The organism is Pseudomonas putida (assembly GCF_026625125.1).
GTDB lineage: Bacteria > Pseudomonadota > Gammaproteobacteria > Pseudomonadales > Pseudomonadaceae > Aquipseudomonas > Aquipseudomonas putida_X.
In genome coordinates, this window is sequence record NZ_CP113097.1 from 807755 (window position 1) to 823731 (window position 15977).

The following is a 15977-nucleotide window of genomic DNA, read 5'->3' on the forward strand; positions in this document are numbered from 1 at the left end:
CGGCGCCACCGTTACTTGTAACGGTGGATGTTGGACAGCTGCTTGTTCGGCTGCGGGTTCTTGCGGTAGATCAGCGCTTTCTTGCCGATGGTCTGCACCAGCTCGGCGCGGCCTTGCTTGCACAGCTCTGCGATGGTCTCGGCGCGCTCTTCGCGATCTTCCGAGCGAATTTCGACCTTGATCAGCTCATGGTCGGCCAGGGCGCGGTCCAGTTCAGCGATCACGCCTTCATTCAAACCGTTGCCAGCAACGATCAGGACCGGTTTCAGGTCATGACCAATGGATTTGTATTGCTTCTTCTGCTCGTTATTGAGCGGCATAATCTGACCCTTTCCGTCTGATTCTGTAAAATTGACGGGCATTTTACCCGAGGGCCTGTGGCTCCGCCCAGTCAAACACGACGCATATCATCGAGGTGCCCCGTGGTACAACGTTCCAAAAGCAGCGCCAACTGGCTGCGAGAGCATTTTAACGACCCTTTTGTTAAGCAGGCGCAGAAGGATGGCTACCGCTCGCGCGCAAGCTACAAACTGCTGGAGATCCAGGAAAAGGACCGCCTGATCCGTCCCGGCATGAGCGTGATCGACCTCGGCGCAGCCCCTGGCGGTTGGTCGCAGGTGACCAGTCGTCTGATTGGTGGCCAAGGCCGCCTGATCGCTTCCGACATTCTGGAAATGGACTCGATCCCTGACGTTACCTTCATTCAGGGCGACTTCACCCAGGATGAGGTGTTGCAACAAATTCTCGACGCTGTCGGTGATTCGCACGTAGACCTTGTGATTTCCGACATGGCCCCCAATATGAGTGGTACGCCTGAAGTGGACATGCCACGTGCAATGTTCCTCTGTGAGTTGGCCCTGGACCTGGCAACACGTGTACTCAAGCCCGGTGGTGATTTTCTCATCAAGATTTTCCAGGGCGAAGGCTTTGACATGTACCTGAAGGATGTTCGCACCAAGTTCGACAAGGTGCAGATGCGCAAGCCGTCGTCTTCGCGGGACCGCTCGCGTGAACAGTACCTGCTGGGTAGGGGTTTCAAGGGCGCTTGAATGGCGTGCTGCGGGGTGGTCGATAGTTATTTCCAATCGGCCGCCCCGTCTGGATTGTCCGAACTTCGTGTAGTCTAGATTTCACAAAGGGTTACAGACGGTGCCTGCGGTTGCGTAGGTAATGTAGTAAGTTAGGGCGATGAATATCATGCGAGGCACGGCTGCGTCGTGCGCCGGCCTCAGAGGGTAGCGAATTGAACGACATGGCAAAGAATCTGATCCTGTGGTTGATCATCGCAGCTGTCCTGGTGACGGTGATGAACAACTTCTCCAGCCCTAACGAGCCGCAGACCCTCAACTACTCCGACTTCATCCAGCAGGTCAAGGATGGCAAGGTCGAGCGTGTTACCGTCGATGGCTACATCATTACCGGCAAGCGCTCCGATGGCGACAGCTTCAAGACCGTTCGCCCGGCCATTACCGATAACGGCCTGATCGGCGACCTGGTCGACAATAACGTGGTCGTCGAAGGCAAGCAGCCTGAGCAGCAGAGCATCTGGACTCAGCTTTTGGTGGCGAGCTTCCCGATCCTGGTGATCATCGCCGTGTTCATGTTCTTCATGCGCCAGATGCAGGGCGGTGCAGGCGGCAAGGGCGGGCCGATGAGCTTCGGCAAGAGCAAGGCGCGCCTGTTGTCCGAAGACCAGGTCAAGACCACCCTGGCCGACGTCGCAGGTTGCGACGAGGCCAAGGAAGAAGTCGGCGAGCTGGTCGAGTTCCTGCGCGACCCGGGCAAGTTCCAGCGCCTGGGCGGGCGCATCCCGCGTGGCGTGTTGATGGTTGGCCCGCCGGGTACCGGTAAGACCTTGCTGGCCAAGGCCATTGCCGGCGAAGCCAAGGTGCCTTTCTTCACCATCTCCGGTTCGGACTTCGTCGAGATGTTCGTCGGTGTGGGTGCCAGCCGTGTGCGCGACATGTTCGAGCAGGCCAAAAAGCACGCTCCATGCATCATCTTCATCGACGAGATCGACGCCGTTGGTCGCCACCGTGGCGCCGGCATGGGCGGTGGTCACGACGAGCGTGAGCAGACCCTCAACCAGTTGCTGGTCGAGATGGACGGCTTTGAAATGAACGATGGCATCATCGTCATCGCCGCCACCAACCGTCCGGATGTACTGGACCCGGCCTTGCTGCGTCCTGGTCGTTTCGACCGCCAGGTGGTGGTCGGCCTGCCGGACATCCGTGGTCGTGAGCAGATCCTCAAGGTCCACATGCGCAAGGTGCCGATCGGCGAAAACGTCAACCCGGCGGTCATTGCCCGCGGTACGCCAGGCTTCTCCGGTGCTGACCTTGCCAACCTGGTCAACGAAGCTTCGCTGTTCGCGGCCCGCTCCAACAAGCGCCTGGTCGAGATGAAAGAGTTCGAACTGGCCAAAGACAAGATCATGATGGGCGCCGAGCGCAAGACCATGGTCATGTCCGAGAAGGAAAAACAGAACACCGCTTACCACGAGGCCGGTCACGCCATCGTTGGTCGTCTGGTGCCTGAGCATGACCCGGTCTACAAGGTCTCGATCATCCCGCGCGGTCGCGCCCTGGGTGTGACCATGTTCCTGCCCGAAGAAGACCGCTACAGCCTGTCCAAGCGTGCGCTGATCAGCCAGATCTGCTCGCTGTACGGTGGCCGTATCGCCGAGGAAATGACCTTGGGCTTCGACGGCGTCACCACTGGTGCCTCGAACGACATCATGCGCGCCAGCCAGATTGCCCGGAACATGGTCACCAAGTGGGGCCTGTCCGAGAAGCTCGGCCCGCTGATGTATGCCGAAGAAGAGGGCGAGGTCTTCCTCGGCCGCAGCGCCGGTAGCCAGCACGCCAGTGTTTCCGGCGAAACTGCCAAGCTGATCGATTCGGAGGTGCGCAGCATCATCGACCAGTGCTATGCCACTGCCAAGCAGCTGCTGACCGACAACCGCGACAAGCTCGACGCCATGGCCGAAGCACTGATGAAGTACGAGACCATCGACGCCGATCAGATCGACGACATCATGTCCGGTCGTACGCCTCGCGAACCGCGTGACTGGGACGACGATAAGACTTCGGGCACGCCTGCTGCCCAGAATGATCGCCCTGAATCGCCGATCGGCGGCCCAGCGGCTCAACACTAAGGGCATCTATGAGCTCTAAGCTGTACCCGACCCGGTTGCCTTGCGGCAACCGGGTTCTTGATTTGTCCCGTACCCATGTCATGGGTATCCTCAATATCACTCCTGATTCCTTCTCTGATGGCGGGCGCTTCAGTCAGCGCGACGAGGCCCTGCGTCATGCAGAAGCCATGGTGGCGGCAGGCGCGACGCTGATCGACATCGGCGGCGAGTCGACTCGCCCGGGTGCCCGTGCGGTGTCGGTCACCGAGGAGCTCGAGCGTGTGGCGCCGATGGTCGAGGCGATCAACAGTCGCCTTGACGTGGTCATTTCGGTCGATACCTCCACGCCTGCCGTCATGCGTGAGTCGGCCCGCCTCGGTGCTGGCCTGATCAACGACGTGCGTGCACTGGAACGTGATGGTGCCCTCGATGCTGCGGCAGATACCGGGCTGCCGGTGTGCCTGATGCACATGCGCGGTGAGCCGGGGAACATGCAGGACGACCCGCATTACGAGGATGTGACTGCTGACGTAACGCGCTATCTTGAACAGCGGATGGCGGCTTGCGCAGCGGCGGGAATCGGTGCCGAACGCATCATCCTCGACCCAGGTTTCGGCTTCGCCAAGACACTGGCGCATAACCTCAGCCTGTTCAAACATATGGAAGCGCTCTACAGCCTCGGTCGCCCGTTGCTGGTGGGGGTTTCCCGCAAGAGCATGATCGGCCTGACGCTGGATCGTCCGGTCGGCGAGCGGCTGTACGGCAGCCTCGCGCTTGCGGCATTGGCCATGACCAAGGGTGCCAGCATTCTGCGCGTCCATGATGTGGCCGAGACCGCCGATGTGGTGCGCATGATCGCTGCGGTACAGAACGCCGAATAAGAAGATTGGAGTCCCTATGAGCAGAAAATACTTTGGTACCGACGGCATCCGTGGCCGCGTCGGCGAATACCCGATCACCCCCGACTTCATGCTCAAGCTGGGCTGGGCGGCGGGCATGGCCTTCCGCAAGCAGGGTAACTGCCGCGTGCTGGTGGGCAAAGACACGCGTATTTCCGGTTACATGTTCGAGTCCGCGCTCGAGGCGGGCCTTTCTGCTGCAGGTGCTGACGTCTTGCTGCTCGGGCCGATGCCCACGCCGGCCATCGCCTACCTGACCCGTACCTTCCATGCCGAAGCGGGTATCGTCATCAGTGCCTCGCACAACCCGCACGATGACAACGGTATCAAGTTCTTCTCGGGCCAGGGCACCAAGCTGCCCGACGAAATCGAGCTGATGATCGAGGAGCTTCTTGACCAGCCGATGACGGTGGTCGACTCCAGCAAACTGGGCAAGGTTTCGCGCATCAACGATGCCGCTGGCCGCTACATCGAGTTTTGCAAGAGCAGTGTGCCGACCAGCACCGGTTTCGAAGGCCTCAAGCTGGTGGTGGACTGCGCCCATGGGGCGACCTACAAAGTCGCGCCGAGCGTGTTCCGTGAGCTGGGTGCCGACGTGACGGTGCTGCATGCGCAGCCTGATGGCCTGAACATCAATGAAAACTGCGGTTCGACCCATATCGAGTCGCTGCAGGCGGCAGTACTGGTCGGCCACGCCGACTTGGGTATCGCCTTCGATGGTGACGGTGACCGGGTGTTGATGGTCGACCATACCGGCGCGATCGTCGATGGCGACGAGCTGCTGTTCATCATCGCCCGGGACCTGCACGAGCGGGGCAAGTTGCAGGGTGGGGTGGTCGGTACGCTGATGAGTAACCTGGGCCTGGAGCTTGCGCTCAAGGACCTGGGCATTCCTTTCGTGCGGGCCAAGGTTGGCGACCGCTACGTCATGGCCGAGCTGCTCGAGCGCGGCTGGCTGGTGGGGGGTGAAAACTCTGGGCATGTCGTGTGCTGCAACCACACCACCACCGGTGATGCGATCATTGCCGCACTGCAGGTACTGCTGGCGCTCAAGCGCCGCGGCGAGACCTTGGCGCAGGCTCGCCAGGCCTTGCGCAAGTGCCCGCAGGTGCTGATCAATGTGCGCTTTGGCGCGAGCAAGGTCGACCCCCTGGAGCATCCGGCCGTCAAGGAGGCCAGTGCCAAGGTCACTGACGACATGGCGGGGCGTGGGCGTGTGCTGTTGCGCAAGTCGGGCACCGAGCCGTTGGTGCGGGTGATGGTTGAAGGTGACGACGAGAGCCAGGTGCGCACGCATGCCGAAGCCCTGGCCAAGCTGGTCGCTGAAGTTTGTGTCTGAATTGGGCTTGCCAGCGCAGATCTGGTTGGGTAAGATCTGCGCCCACTTTGACCGACGAGGTAAAGCATGCGTCGCCCCATGGTAGCTGGTAACTGGAAGATGCACGGTACCCGCGCCAGCGTCGCTGAGCTGACTCAGGGCTTGGGCAATATGCTCATTCCCGACGGTATCGAAGTCGCGGTTTTTCCTCCGGCCCTGTTCATCAATCAAGTCATTGATGGCCTGGAAGGCAAAGGAATCATCGTGGGAGCACAGAATTCTGCTGTACAGCCCGAACAGGGTGCGCTGACCGGTGAAGTTGCACCGAGTCAGTTGGCTGAAGCGGGTTGCAAGTTGGTGTTGATTGGCCACTCCGAACGTCGCCAGATTATCGGTGAAAGTGAAGAAGTGCTTAATCGCAAGTTTGCAGCTGCTCAGAAAAGTGGTTTGACGCCGGTGCTCTGTATAGGGGAAACTCTCGAAGAGCGCGAAGCGGGCAAGACGCTAGAAGTTGTAGAGCGTCAACTAAGCAGTGTTATCGACGCGTTCGGTATTGCCGCTTTTGCCAATGCAGTAATTGCCTATGAGCCTGTATGGGCCATCGGTACAGGTTTGACGGCCTCGCCGCAACAAGCTCAGGATGTGCATGCCGCCATCCGTAAGCAGTTGGCAGCGAAGGACGCCGAAGTTGCGCAGAATGTGCAGCTTCTCTACGGCGGTAGCGTGAAGGCGGCCAATGCGGCCGAACTGTTCGGCATGCCGGATATTGATGGGGGGCTCATTGGTGGAGCATCCCTGAACGCAGACGAATTCGGTGCAATTTGTCGCGCCGCAGGAAACTGAACAAATGCTGGAAACAGTTATCGTTGTTTTTCATCTGTTGGCAGCGCTGTCGCTTGTAGTGCTGGTACTGTTGCAACAGGGTAAGGGTGCGGAAGCAGGTGCATCTTTCGGCGCAGGTGCTTCAAATACTGTGTTCGGAAGCCAAGGTTCTGCTACTTTCCTGAGTAAATTCACTGCTATACTTGCTGCCACTTTCTTTTTGACAGCACTTGGGTTAGGATACTTCGCCAAGCAACAAGCTCACCAGCTTGGTCAGGCGGGACTTCCGGATCCAGCGGTCTTGGAAGTGCAACAGCCAAAGCCGGCAGTAAATGATGATGTACCGGTGCTCCAGGAGCAGAAGAGCGAAACCACCCCAGCGGGTGACGTACCTCCTCCAGCCGAAGAGCAGAAGTAACGGGTTTCAAGAAGTAATATTGCCGAGGTGGTGGAATTGGTAGACACGCAACCTTGAGGTGGTTGTGCCCATAGGGTGTAGGGGTTCGAGTCCCCTTCTCGGTACCAATTAAAGCTTGAGAGCCCGCTTTAGCGGGCTTTCTTGCAGGTGGAGGTTAGATTGACCCAGCGACGGGTTCAGTCTTATACTTTCGCCCCAGCTTTGTCGCGGGGTGGAGCAGCTTGGTAGCTCGTCGGGCTCATAACCCGAAGGTCGTTGGTTCAAATCCAGCCCCCGCAACCAGCTTCAGCGGAGCCCCTTTTCAGGGGCTTTTTGCTAGCCGAACAGTTTACGGCGTCGTTGTCCAACGGCGCTTTCAGGGATGGGCGCTTCGCCCATTTTTTATTTGCACAGCATGCACGAGGGGGTTCAGGTGTCGAGCAAGCTAGAACAGTTGCAGGCCTTGTTGGCCCCGGTGGTCGAGGGTCTGGGCTATCAATGCTGGGGGATCGAGTACGTTTCCCAGGGTAAGCATTCGGTACTGCGCATCTATATCGACAAGGAAGGCGGCATCCTGGTGGAGGACTGTGAAGCGGTCAGCCGTCAGGCCAGCGCCATTCTTGATGTGGAAGATCCGATCAGCAGTGAATATACCCTTGAGGTGTCCTCTCCAGGCATGGATCGCCCGCTGTTCACGCTGGAACAGTTTGCCTCGCATGCCGGCGAACAAGTGAAGATCAAGCTGCGTACGCCCTTCGAAGGTCGTCGTAACTTCCAGGGCCTTCTCCGCGGTGTGGAGGAGCAGGATGTGGTGGTCCAGGTGGACACTCACGAGTTTCTGTTGCCGATCGATTCGATCGACAAGGCCAATATTATTCCCAGTTTTGACTGAGACGTGCCGGGCCCGGCGGACTATCCGGGCCCAATGGCTTGCGCAAGGCGAGGCGTACGATGAGCAAAGAAGTACTGCTGGTTGTTGAATCGGTATCCAACGAAAAAGGTGTACCGCCCGGCGTCATTTTCGAAGCGCTGGAAGTGGCTCTGGCCACTGCAACCAAAAAACGTTTTGAAGACGAAGTCGATCTGCGTGTGGAAATCAACCGCCACACCGGTAGCTACGAGACCTTCCGTCGCTGGACCGTGGTCGACGAAGCCGATCTGGACGATCCGGCGATCGAGACCTGGCTGGCCAAGATTCACGAAACTCACCCTGAAGCCAAAGTGGGTGACGTGATCGAGGAGAAGATCGAGTCCATCGAATTCGGTCGTATCGCCGCCCAGACCGCCAAGCAGGTCATCGTGCAGAAGGTCCGTGAGGCCGAGCGCGCCCAGGTGGTCGATGCCTACCGCGAACGCGTTGGCGAGATCATCTCCGGCACTGTCAAAAAGGTTACCCGCGACAACGTCATCGTCGACCTGGGCAACAACGCCGAGGCGCTGCTGGCTCGCGAAGACATCATTCCACGTGAGACCTTCCGGGTCAGCGTGCGCTTGCGTGCGCTGCTCAAGGAAATCCGCACCGAGAACCGCGGTCCGCAGCTGATCCTGTCGCGCACCGCGCCACAGATGCTGATCGAACTGTTCCGCATCGAAGTGCCGGAAATCGCCGAAGGCCTCATCGAAGTCATGGCCGCTTCCCGTGATCCGGGTTCGCGTGCCAAGATCGCCGTCCGCTCCAAGGACAAGCGCATCGACCCGCAGGGTGCCTGTATCGGCATGCGCGGTTCGCGCGTCCAGGCCGTATCCGGCGAGCTGGGTGGCGAGCGTGTGGATATCGTCCTGTGGGACGAGAACCCGGCGCAATTTGTCATCAACGCCATGTCGCCGGCTGAAGTCGCGGCGATCATCGTTGACGAAGATGCCCATGCCATGGACATCGCCGTTGCCGAGGACAACCTGGCCCAGGCCATTGGCCGTGGTGGTCAGAACGTTCGCCTGGCCAGTCAGTTGACCGGCTGGACCCTGAACGTGATGACCGAGAAGGATATCCAGGCCAAGCAGCAGGCGGAAACCGGTGACATCCTGCGCAACTTCATCGAGGAACTGGAAGTCGACGAGGAGCTGGCCCAAGTGCTGGTCGACGAAGGCTTTACCAGCCTCGAAGAAATTGCCTACGTACCGTTGGAAGAAATGCTCAACATCGATGGCTTTGACGAGGAAATCGTCAATGAGCTCCGCGCTCGAGCCAAGGACCGTTTGTTGACCAAGGCCATCGCTACCGAAGAAAAACTGGCAGACGCCCATCCGGCCGAAGACCTGCTCTCCCTTGAGGGCATGGACAAGGACCTGGCGGCGGAACTGGCGGTGCGCGGCGTGGTTAACCGCGAAGACCTGGCCGAGCAGTCGATTGACGACCTGCTCGACATCGACGGCATCGACGAAGAGCGTGCCGGCAAGTTGATCATGGCCGCCCGAGCCCACTGGTTCGAGTAATTAGGCGCGGCCTGAGGAGAGAAGTGCATGACGCAAGTCACGGTGAAAGAACTGGCCCAAGAGGTCGAGGCACCGGTAGAGCGCCTGCTGCAGCAGATGCGTGAGGCAGGTCTGCCGCACACCGACGCCGGTCAGGTAGTGACCGACAATGAGAAGCAGACTCTGCTGACCCATTTGAAGAGCAGCCACAAGAGCAAGGCGGAAGAGCCGCGCAAGATTACCTTGCAGCGCAAGACCACCAGCACCCTGCGTGTCGCCGGTAGCAAAAGCATCAGCGTAGAAGTACGCAAGAAGAAAGTATTCGTTCAGCGCAGCCCTGAAGAAATTCAGGCTGAGCAGAAACGTGAGCAGGACGAGCGCCGTGCGGCTGAAAACGCCGCGCGTGACAAGGTCGACGCCGACGTTCGCCAGCGCAACGAAGAGCAGGCTCGTCGCCACGCGAACGCCACTGCTGCCGCTGCCCCAGCTGCCAAGGCCGAGCCGGCACCCGCCGCTCCAGCTGCAGCTCCGGCACCCGCACCGGTCGTCGCTGACGCGCCTGCTTCCGAAGACGCTGCAGCCCGTGCTGCCGAGCGCAAGAAGGACGAGACCCGTCGCAACGAAAGCCGCACCCGCGATGACGATCGTCGCCGTGGCGAGGCGCCACGTGTATCGATCAAGGTCAAGGTGAAGGAGAAGGAAAAGGCTCCGACCCCTCGTGCCGCTCCGCGCACCACCGACGAAGAGAGCGATGGCGCGCGCCGTGGTCGTGGTGGCAAGGGCAAGCTGAAGAAGCGCAACCAGCATGGCTTCCAGAACCCGACGGGTCCGGTCATCCGTGACGTGACCATCGGCGAGACCATCACGGTCTCTGAGCTTGCGCAGCAGATGTCGGTCAAGGCCGCTGAAGTCGTCAAGTTCATGTTCAAGATGGGTACTCCGGTCACCATCAACCAGGTGCTCGACCAGGAAACCGCTCAGCTGATCGCAGAAGAGCTGGGCCACAAGGTCACCCTGGTCAGCGATACCGCCCTGGAAGATTCCCTGGCCGAGTCGCTGAAGTTCGAAGGCCAGGCCGAGTCGCGTGCACCGGTGGTTACCGTCATGGGTCACGTTGACCATGGCAAGACCTCGCTGCTCGACTATATCCGTCGTGCCAAGGTTGCCGCTGGCGAAGCCGGTGGTATCACCCAGCACATCGGTGCCTACCACGTGGAAACCGACCGCGGCATGGTCACCTTCCTCGATACCCCAGGCCACGCTGCGTTCACTCAGATGCGTGCCCGTGGTGCCAAGGCGACCGACATTGTCATCCTGGTGGTGGCGGCGGACGACGGCGTGATGCCACAGACCCGTGAAGCCGTTCAGCATGCCAAGGCAGCTGGCGTCCCGCTGGTGGTTGCGGTGAACAAGATCGACAAGCCTGGTGCAGACCTCGATCGCATCCGTAACGAGCTGTCCGTCGAAGGCGTGACCTCCGAGGAATGGGGTGGTGACACGCCGTTCGTCAAGGTTTCGGCGAAGATGGGTACCGGTGTCGACGAACTGCTCGAAGCCGTACTGCTGCAGGCCGAAGTACTTGAGTTGACGGCCACTCCGACCGCGCCTGGTCGTGGTGTGGTGGTTGAATCGCGCCTGGACAAGGGCCGCGGCCCGGTGGCTACCATCCTGGTTCAGGACGGTACCCTGCGTCAGGGCGACATGGTCCTGTGCGGCTCCAACTATGGCCGCGTGCGTGCCATGCTGGACGAGAACGGCAAGCCTGTTAAGGAAGCCGGCCCGTCTATCCCGGTCGAGATTCTTGGCCTGGATGGCACCCCGGAAGCCGGTGACGAGCTGTCCGTGGTCGCCGACGAGAAGAAAGCCCGCGAAGTTGCTCTGTTCCGTCAGGGCAAGTACCGCGAGGTCAAGCTGGCTCGTGCTCACGCCGGCAAGCTGGAAAACATCTTCGAGACCATGGGTCAGGAAGAGAAGAAGACCCTCAACATCGTCCTCAAGACCGACGTGCGCGGTTCCCTGGAAGCGCTGCAGGGTTCGCTCGGCGGCTTGGGCAACGACGAAGTTCAGGTTCGCGTGATCGGTGGCGGCGTCGGTGGTATCACCGAGAGCGATGCCAACCTGGCGCTGGCGTCCAATGCGGTGCTGTTCGGCTTCAACGTGCGTGCCGATGCCGGTGCGCGCAAGATCGTCGAGCAGGAAGGTCTGGATATGCGTTACTACAACGTGATCTACGACATCATCGAAGACGTCAAGAAGGCCCTGACCGGCATGCTCGGCAGCGATGTCCGCGAGAACATCCTGGGCGTTGCCGAAGTGCGTGACGTGTTCCGTTCGCCGAAGTTCGGCGCCATCGCTGGCTGTATGGTCATCGAAGGTACCGTGTACCGCAACCGTCCGATCCGCGTACTGCGCGACGACGTGGTCATCTTCGAAGGCGAGCTGGAATCGCTGCGTCGCTTCAAGGACGACGCTGCAGAAGTACGTTCGGGCATGGAGTGCGGTATTGGCGTCAAGAGCTACAACGACGTCAAGGTCGGCGACAAGATCGAAGTCTTCGAGAAAGTCCAGGTTGCTCGTACCCTTTAAGGGCGAGCAGGGTCTCAGCCCCCGCCCCAGGGCGGTGGGCAGCCCCTCAGTAGGTAGCGCCCGGTCAGGCTTCAGCCTGACCGGGCGTTTGCCGCTTTACGTTACAGGTAGCAAGAATGGCCAAAGAATACAGCCGTACCCAACGTATCGGTGATCAGATGCAGCGTGAGCTGGCAGAGCTGATCCGCCGTGAAGTCAAGGACCCACGCGTCGGCCTGGTGACGATCACTGCCGTGGACGTCAGTCGCGACCTGGGCCACGCCAAGGTCTACATCACCGTCATGGGTGAAGAAACCCCGGACGCCGTGCAGCAGTCGCTGAAGGCGCTGAACAGCGCAGCCAGCTTCCTGCGCCTGCACCTGGGCCGCTCCATGCAGCTGCGCAGCGTGCCGCAGTTGCACTTCCATTTCGATGAAAGCGTCAGCCGCGGTGTGCATCTGTCGGCGCTGATCGAGCGTGCAGTGGCCGAAGACCGCCTGCACAAGGATACCGACGAGCAGGACACCAAGGAGTAACCGGTGGCCCAGGTCAAACGTATCCGCCGCAACGTCAGCGGCATCATCCTGCTGGACAAGCCTCTTGGCTTCACTTCCAACGCCGCACTGCAGAAAGTGCGCTGGTTGCTCAACGCGGAAAAGGCCGGCCACACTGGCAGCCTCGACCCGTTGGCTACTGGCGTGCTGCCGCTGTGCTTCGGCGAAGCGACCAAGTTTTCGCAGTACCTGCTCGATTCCGACAAGGGCTACGAAACCGTCATGCAGCTGGGGCAGACTACCAATACTGCCGATGCGGAAGGCGAGGTCCTGCAAACCCGTGAGGTGACCGTTGGTCGTGCCGACATCGAGGCGCTGCTGCCACGTTTTCGCGGCCCGATCAGCCAGATACCGCCGATGTACTCGGCGCTCAAGCGTGATGGTCAGCCGCTATACAAGCTGGCGCGTGCAGGAGAGGTAGTGGAGCGCGAGGCGCGTTCTGTTACTATTAACCGCTTGGAGTTGCTCGAGTGCGAAGGTACACGAGCACGGCTGAGCGTAGGATGCAGCAAAGGCACCTATATCCGCACCCTGGTGGAGGATATCGGCGAGGCCCTTGGCTGTGGCGCCTATGTTGCCGAGCTGCGCAGGACCCACGCCGGGCCCTTCGAGCTGGCCCAGACCGTGACCCTCGAAGAACTTGAACAGGCCCACGCCGATGGCGGTAACGAAGCGCTCGATCGCTTCCTCATGCCTTCGGACAGTGGCCTGCAGGACTGGCCGCTGATTGGCCTGTCCGAACACAGCGCGTTCTACTGGCTGCACGGCCAGGCGGTACGTGCGCCGGACGCGCCGCAATTTGGCATGGTCCGGGTACAGGATCACAATGGTCGTTTCATCGGTATCGGTGAAGTGAGCGAAGACGGGCGTATTGCGCCGCGTCGACTGATTCGATCGGAATGATCGAAACCGGGGGCTTCGGCTTTTGCTGTGGCCCGCGGATACAAGGGTGGCTGTCAGTAGGCACGGTCACACCTTTTTTATTAATACAGGGATTTGTCCCTGGCCTATTGGACCCGCTTGCGGGTTCCGTTATCAGGAGAAGCCAAATGGCCCTCAGCGTTGAAGAAAAAGCTCAAATCGTTACCGACTTCCAGCAAGCTGCTGGTGACACTGGTAGCCCGGAAGTTCAGGTCGCTCTGCTGACCGCGAACATCAACAAGCTGCAAGGCCACTTCAAGGCCAACGGTAAAGACCACCACTCGCGTCGTGGCCTGATCCGTATGGTTAACCAGCGTCGTAAGCTGCTGGACTACCTGAAGGGCAAAGACACCACTCGTTACAGCGCCCTGATCGGTCGCCTGGGCCTGCGTCGCTAATAGCGGCCTGGTCAGTGGTGTGCATGGCGTGTCGCATGCTTCGCCAGCGCTGCTTGGCAGCGTTTGCGTCGGACACGTCACGCGTATCTTCGAGGTTGGCAGCCTGGCAACGCTGAGCGGTTTTTCCGCCCGGCGCCAGGCTCCCAGCCTCGTGTTGTATCTGGACGGTCAATGGGGCCGATTCCCTGTTCTGCCCAAGAATTCGCAAGAAACCAGTTCCCCCAGAGCCACTGAAAAAAGGTAGGAAACCGTGAACCCGGTAATCAAGAAATTCCAGTTCGGTCAATCGACCGTTACTCTCGAAACGGGCCGCATTGCCCGTCAGGCAACCGGCGCCGTGCTGGTTACCGTCGACAACGATGTCACCGTGCTGGTGACCGTAGTCGGTGCCAAGCAGGCCGATCCAGGCAAGGGCTTCTTCCCGCTGTCGGTCCACTACCAGGAAAAGACCTACGCCGCCGGCAAGATCCCGGGTGGCTTCTTCAAGCGTGAAGGCCGTCCTTCCGAGAAAGAGACGCTGACCTCGCGCCTGATCGACCGTCCGATCCGCCCGCTGTTCCCTGAAGGCTTCATGAACGAAGTCCAGGTCGTCTGCACCGTGGTATCGACCAGCAAGAAGACCGATCCGGACATCGCTGCGATGATCGGTACCTCGGCTGCCCTGGCCATCTCCGGTATCCCGTTCGAAGGCCCGATCGGCGCTGCCCGTGTTGCCTTCCACGAAAGCACTGGCTACCTGCTGAACCCGACTTACGAGCAACTGGCTGCCTCGAGCCTGGACATGGTCGTTGCCGGTACCTCCGACGCCGTGCTGATGGTTGAATCGGAAGCTCAAGAGCTGACCGAAGACCAGATGCTGGGCGCTGTACTGTTCGCCCACGACGAATTCCAGGCCGTTATCCAGGCTGTCAAAGAGCTGGCTGCCGAAGCCGGCAAGCCGACCTGGGACTGGAAACCTGCCGTTGCCAACACCGAGCTGTTCAACGCCATTCGCGCTGAATTCGGCGAAGCGGTTTCCCAGGGCTACACCATCACCGTCAAGGCCGACCGCTATGCACGCCTGGGCGAGCTGCGTGACCAGGCGATCGCCAAGTTCTCCGGCGAAGAAGGCCAGCCTTCGGCCAGCGAAGTCAAAGAAATCTTCGGCGAGATCGAATACCGCACCGTTCGCGAAAACATCGTTAACGGCAAGCCGCGTATCGATGGTCGTGACACCAAGACCGTACGCCCGCTGAACATCGAAGTGGGCGTTCTGCCGAAGACGCACGGTTCGGCACTGTTCACCCGTGGTGAAACCCAGGCCCTGGTCGTCGCGACCCTGGGTACTGCCCGTGACGCCCAGCTGCTGGACACCCTGGAAGGCGAGAAGAAAGACCCCTTCATGCTGCACTACAACTTCCCGCCGTTCTCGGTAGGTGAGTGTGGCCGTATGGGCGGTGCTGGCCGTCGTGAAATCGGCCACGGCCGCCTGGCCCGCCGTTCGGTACAGGCCATGCTGCCTGCCGCTGACGTGTTCCCGTACACCATCCGTGTCGTGTCGGAAATCACCGAATCCAACGGTTCCAGCTCCATGGCATCGGTCTGCGGTGCTTCCCTGGCACTGATGGATGCTGGTGTACCGATGAAGGCACCGGTGGCCGGTATCGCCATGGGCCTGGTCAAGGAAGGCGAGAAGTTCGCTGTCCTGACCGACATCCTGGGTGACGAAGACCACCTGGGCGACATGGACTTCAAGGTTGCCGGTACTGCCAAAGGCGTTACCGCACTGCAGATGGACATCAAGATCAACGGCATCACCGAAGAGATCATGGAAATCGCCCTGGGCCAAGCCCTGGAAGCGCGCCTGAACATCCTCGGCCAGATGAACCAGATCATTGGCCAGTCGCGTACCGAGCTGTCGGCCAACGCGCCGACCATGATCGCGATGAAAATCGACACCGACAAGATCCGTGACGTCATCGGTAAAGGCGGCGCCACCATTCGCGCCATCTGCGAAGAGACCAAAGCTTCGATCGATATCGAAGACGATGGCTCGATCAAGATCTTCGGCGAAACCAAAGAAGCTGCAGAAGCAGCGCGTCAGCGCGTTCTGGGCATCACCGCCGAGGCCGAGATTGGCAAGATCTACGTGGGCAAGGTCGAGCGTATCGTCGACTTCGGCGCCTTCGTCAACATCCTGCCTGGCAAGGATGGTCTGGTGCACATCTCCATGCTCAGCGATGCACGCGTAGAGAAAGTGACCGATATCCTCAAAGAAGGTCAGGAAGTCGAAGTACTGGTACTGGACGTGGATAACCGCGGCCGTATCAAACTGTCGATCAAAGACGTTGCCGCGGCCAAGGCCTCAGGCGTCTAAGCGACCAGCAACGCTGTATGAAAAGGGCCCCTAGCGGGCCCTTTTTTTATGGCCTGCCGGGAACCTTTTGCACACTTGCATCTTGCACGCAGATTTACCTCGCAGGTTGCAATTTGCACGATCAGCCGCTGTTTGAATCTTATATAAGTTGTTGATATTTAAGGAAAAAATAAAAGATTAAAACCTGGCACAGCCCGTG

At 59.9% G+C, this 15977-nt stretch carries 14 protein-coding genes and 2 tRNA genes; 15 read left to right on the forward strand and 1 reads right to left on the reverse strand.

The window, feature by feature from the left end; all coding sequences use genetic code 11:
* Positions 1 to 11: 11 nt before the first annotated feature.
* On the reverse strand, positions 12 to 320 hold the full coding sequence (yhbY, locus tag OSW16_RS03700) for a ribosome assembly RNA-binding protein YhbY (RefSeq protein ID WP_241803852.1): 309 nt from the start codon (positions 318 to 320) through the stop codon (positions 12 to 14).
* Positions 321 to 422: 102 nt separating this feature from the next.
* On the opposite strand from yhbY, the gene rlmE reads away from it, so the two are divergent.
* From rlmE to pnp, 15 genes are all read left to right on the forward strand, one after another.
* The gene (gene rlmE / locus OSW16_RS03705) at positions 423 to 1049 is read left to right on the forward strand and encodes a 23S rRNA (uridine(2552)-2'-O)-methyltransferase RlmE (RefSeq protein ID WP_241803851.1); all 627 of its coding nucleotides are present in this window, start codon (positions 423 to 425) and stop codon (positions 1047 to 1049) included.
* A 203-nt stretch (positions 1050 to 1252) separates the two neighbouring features.
* Positions 1253 to 3157 (forward strand): ATP-dependent zinc metalloprotease FtsH, encoded by a 1905-nt coding sequence (ftsH, locus tag OSW16_RS03710; protein WP_241803850.1) that lies wholly within the window; start codon positions 1253 to 1255, stop codon positions 3155 to 3157.
* 8 nt (positions 3158 to 3165) lie between these two features.
* Positions 3166 to 4017, forward strand: a complete 852-nt coding sequence (folP, locus tag OSW16_RS03715; RefSeq protein WP_046788151.1) for a dihydropteroate synthase — start codon at positions 3166 to 3168, stop codon at positions 4015 to 4017.
* A gap of 16 nt (positions 4018 to 4033) precedes the next feature.
* Positions 4034 to 5374 carry a phosphoglucosamine mutase gene (gene glmM / locus OSW16_RS03720; protein ID WP_267820838.1) on the forward strand — a complete coding sequence of 447 codons (1341 nt, stop codon included), beginning with the start codon at positions 4034 to 4036 and terminating at the stop codon, positions 5372 to 5374.
* 66 nt (positions 5375 to 5440) lie between these two features.
* Positions 5441 to 6196 carry a triose-phosphate isomerase gene (gene tpiA, locus OSW16_RS03725; RefSeq protein WP_267820840.1) on the forward strand — a complete coding sequence of 252 codons (756 nt, stop codon included), beginning with the start codon at positions 5441 to 5443 and terminating at the stop codon, positions 6194 to 6196.
* 4 nt (positions 6197 to 6200) lie between these two features.
* Positions 6201 to 6593 carry a preprotein translocase subunit SecG gene (gene secG / locus OSW16_RS03730; RefSeq protein ID WP_241803846.1) on the forward strand — a complete coding sequence of 131 codons (393 nt, stop codon included), beginning with the start codon at positions 6201 to 6203 and terminating at the stop codon, positions 6591 to 6593.
* Positions 6594 to 6614: 21 nt separating this feature from the next.
* Positions 6615 to 6700 (forward strand) — tRNA-Leu (locus OSW16_RS03735).
* A gap of 98 nt (positions 6701 to 6798) precedes the next feature.
* Positions 6799 to 6875, forward strand: a tRNA-Met gene (locus OSW16_RS03740).
* 130 nt (positions 6876 to 7005) lie between these two features.
* Positions 7006 to 7464 (forward strand): ribosome maturation factor RimP, encoded by a 459-nt coding sequence (rimP, locus tag OSW16_RS03745; protein WP_241803845.1) that lies wholly within the window; start codon positions 7006 to 7008, stop codon positions 7462 to 7464.
* Positions 7465 to 7523: 59 nt separating this feature from the next.
* A complete protein-coding gene (nusA, locus tag OSW16_RS03750; protein WP_241803844.1) occupies positions 7524 to 9005 on the forward strand; it encodes a transcription termination factor NusA in 1482 nt (493 codons plus the stop codon).
* Between the two features lie 27 nt (positions 9006 to 9032).
* Positions 9033 to 11570: a translation initiation factor IF-2 gene (infB, locus tag OSW16_RS03755; protein ID WP_241803843.1), complete on the forward strand. Its 2538-nt coding sequence runs from the start codon at positions 9033 to 9035 to the stop codon at positions 11568 to 11570.
* A gap of 116 nt (positions 11571 to 11686) precedes the next feature.
* Positions 11687 to 12085: a 30S ribosome-binding factor RbfA gene (gene rbfA / locus OSW16_RS03760; protein ID WP_241803842.1), complete on the forward strand. Its 399-nt coding sequence runs from the start codon at positions 11687 to 11689 to the stop codon at positions 12083 to 12085.
* Positions 12086 to 12088: 3 nt separating this feature from the next.
* Positions 12089 to 13006, forward strand: coding sequence for a tRNA pseudouridine(55) synthase TruB (gene truB, locus OSW16_RS03765; RefSeq protein WP_119688251.1), 918 nt, complete (start codon positions 12089 to 12091; stop codon positions 13004 to 13006).
* A 146-nt stretch (positions 13007 to 13152) separates the two neighbouring features.
* Positions 13153 to 13422 carry a 30S ribosomal protein S15 gene (gene rpsO, locus OSW16_RS03770; protein ID WP_012274241.1) on the forward strand — a complete coding sequence of 90 codons (270 nt, stop codon included), beginning with the start codon at positions 13153 to 13155 and terminating at the stop codon, positions 13420 to 13422.
* Between the two features lie 250 nt (positions 13423 to 13672).
* Positions 13673 to 15778 (forward strand): polyribonucleotide nucleotidyltransferase, encoded by a 2106-nt coding sequence (pnp, locus tag OSW16_RS03775; protein WP_012312657.1) that lies wholly within the window; start codon positions 13673 to 13675, stop codon positions 15776 to 15778.
* The last annotated feature ends 199 nt before the right edge of the window (positions 15779 to 15977 follow it).

Bases quoted from the DNA above. Each gene is read 5' to 3' on its own strand.
- yhbY (WP_241803852.1), bottom strand. From the start codon at position 320: ATGCCGCTCAATAACGAGCAGAAGAAGCAATACAAATCCATTGGTCAT.
- ftsH (WP_241803850.1), top strand. From the start codon at position 1,253: ATGGCAAAGAATCTGATCCTGTGGTTGATCATCGCAGCTGTCCTGGTG.
- folP (WP_046788151.1), top strand. From the start codon at position 3,166: ATGAGCTCTAAGCTGTACCCGACCCGGTTGCCTTGCGGCAACCGGGTT.
- glmM (WP_267820838.1), top strand. From the start codon at position 4,034: ATGAGCAGAAAATACTTTGGTACCGACGGCATCCGTGGCCGCGTCGGC.
- tpiA (WP_267820840.1), top strand. From the start codon at position 5,441: ATGCGTCGCCCCATGGTAGCTGGTAACTGGAAGATGCACGGTACCCGC.
- secG (WP_241803846.1), top strand. From the start codon at position 6,201: ATGCTGGAAACAGTTATCGTTGTTTTTCATCTGTTGGCAGCGCTGTCG.
- nusA (WP_241803844.1), top strand. From the start codon at position 7,524: ATGAGCAAAGAAGTACTGCTGGTTGTTGAATCGGTATCCAACGAAAAA.
- infB (WP_241803843.1), top strand. From the start codon at position 9,033: ATGACGCAAGTCACGGTGAAAGAACTGGCCCAAGAGGTCGAGGCACCG.
- rbfA (WP_241803842.1), top strand. From the start codon at position 11,687: ATGGCCAAAGAATACAGCCGTACCCAACGTATCGGTGATCAGATGCAG.
- rpsO (WP_012274241.1), top strand. From the start codon at position 13,153: ATGGCCCTCAGCGTTGAAGAAAAAGCTCAAATCGTTACCGACTTCCAG.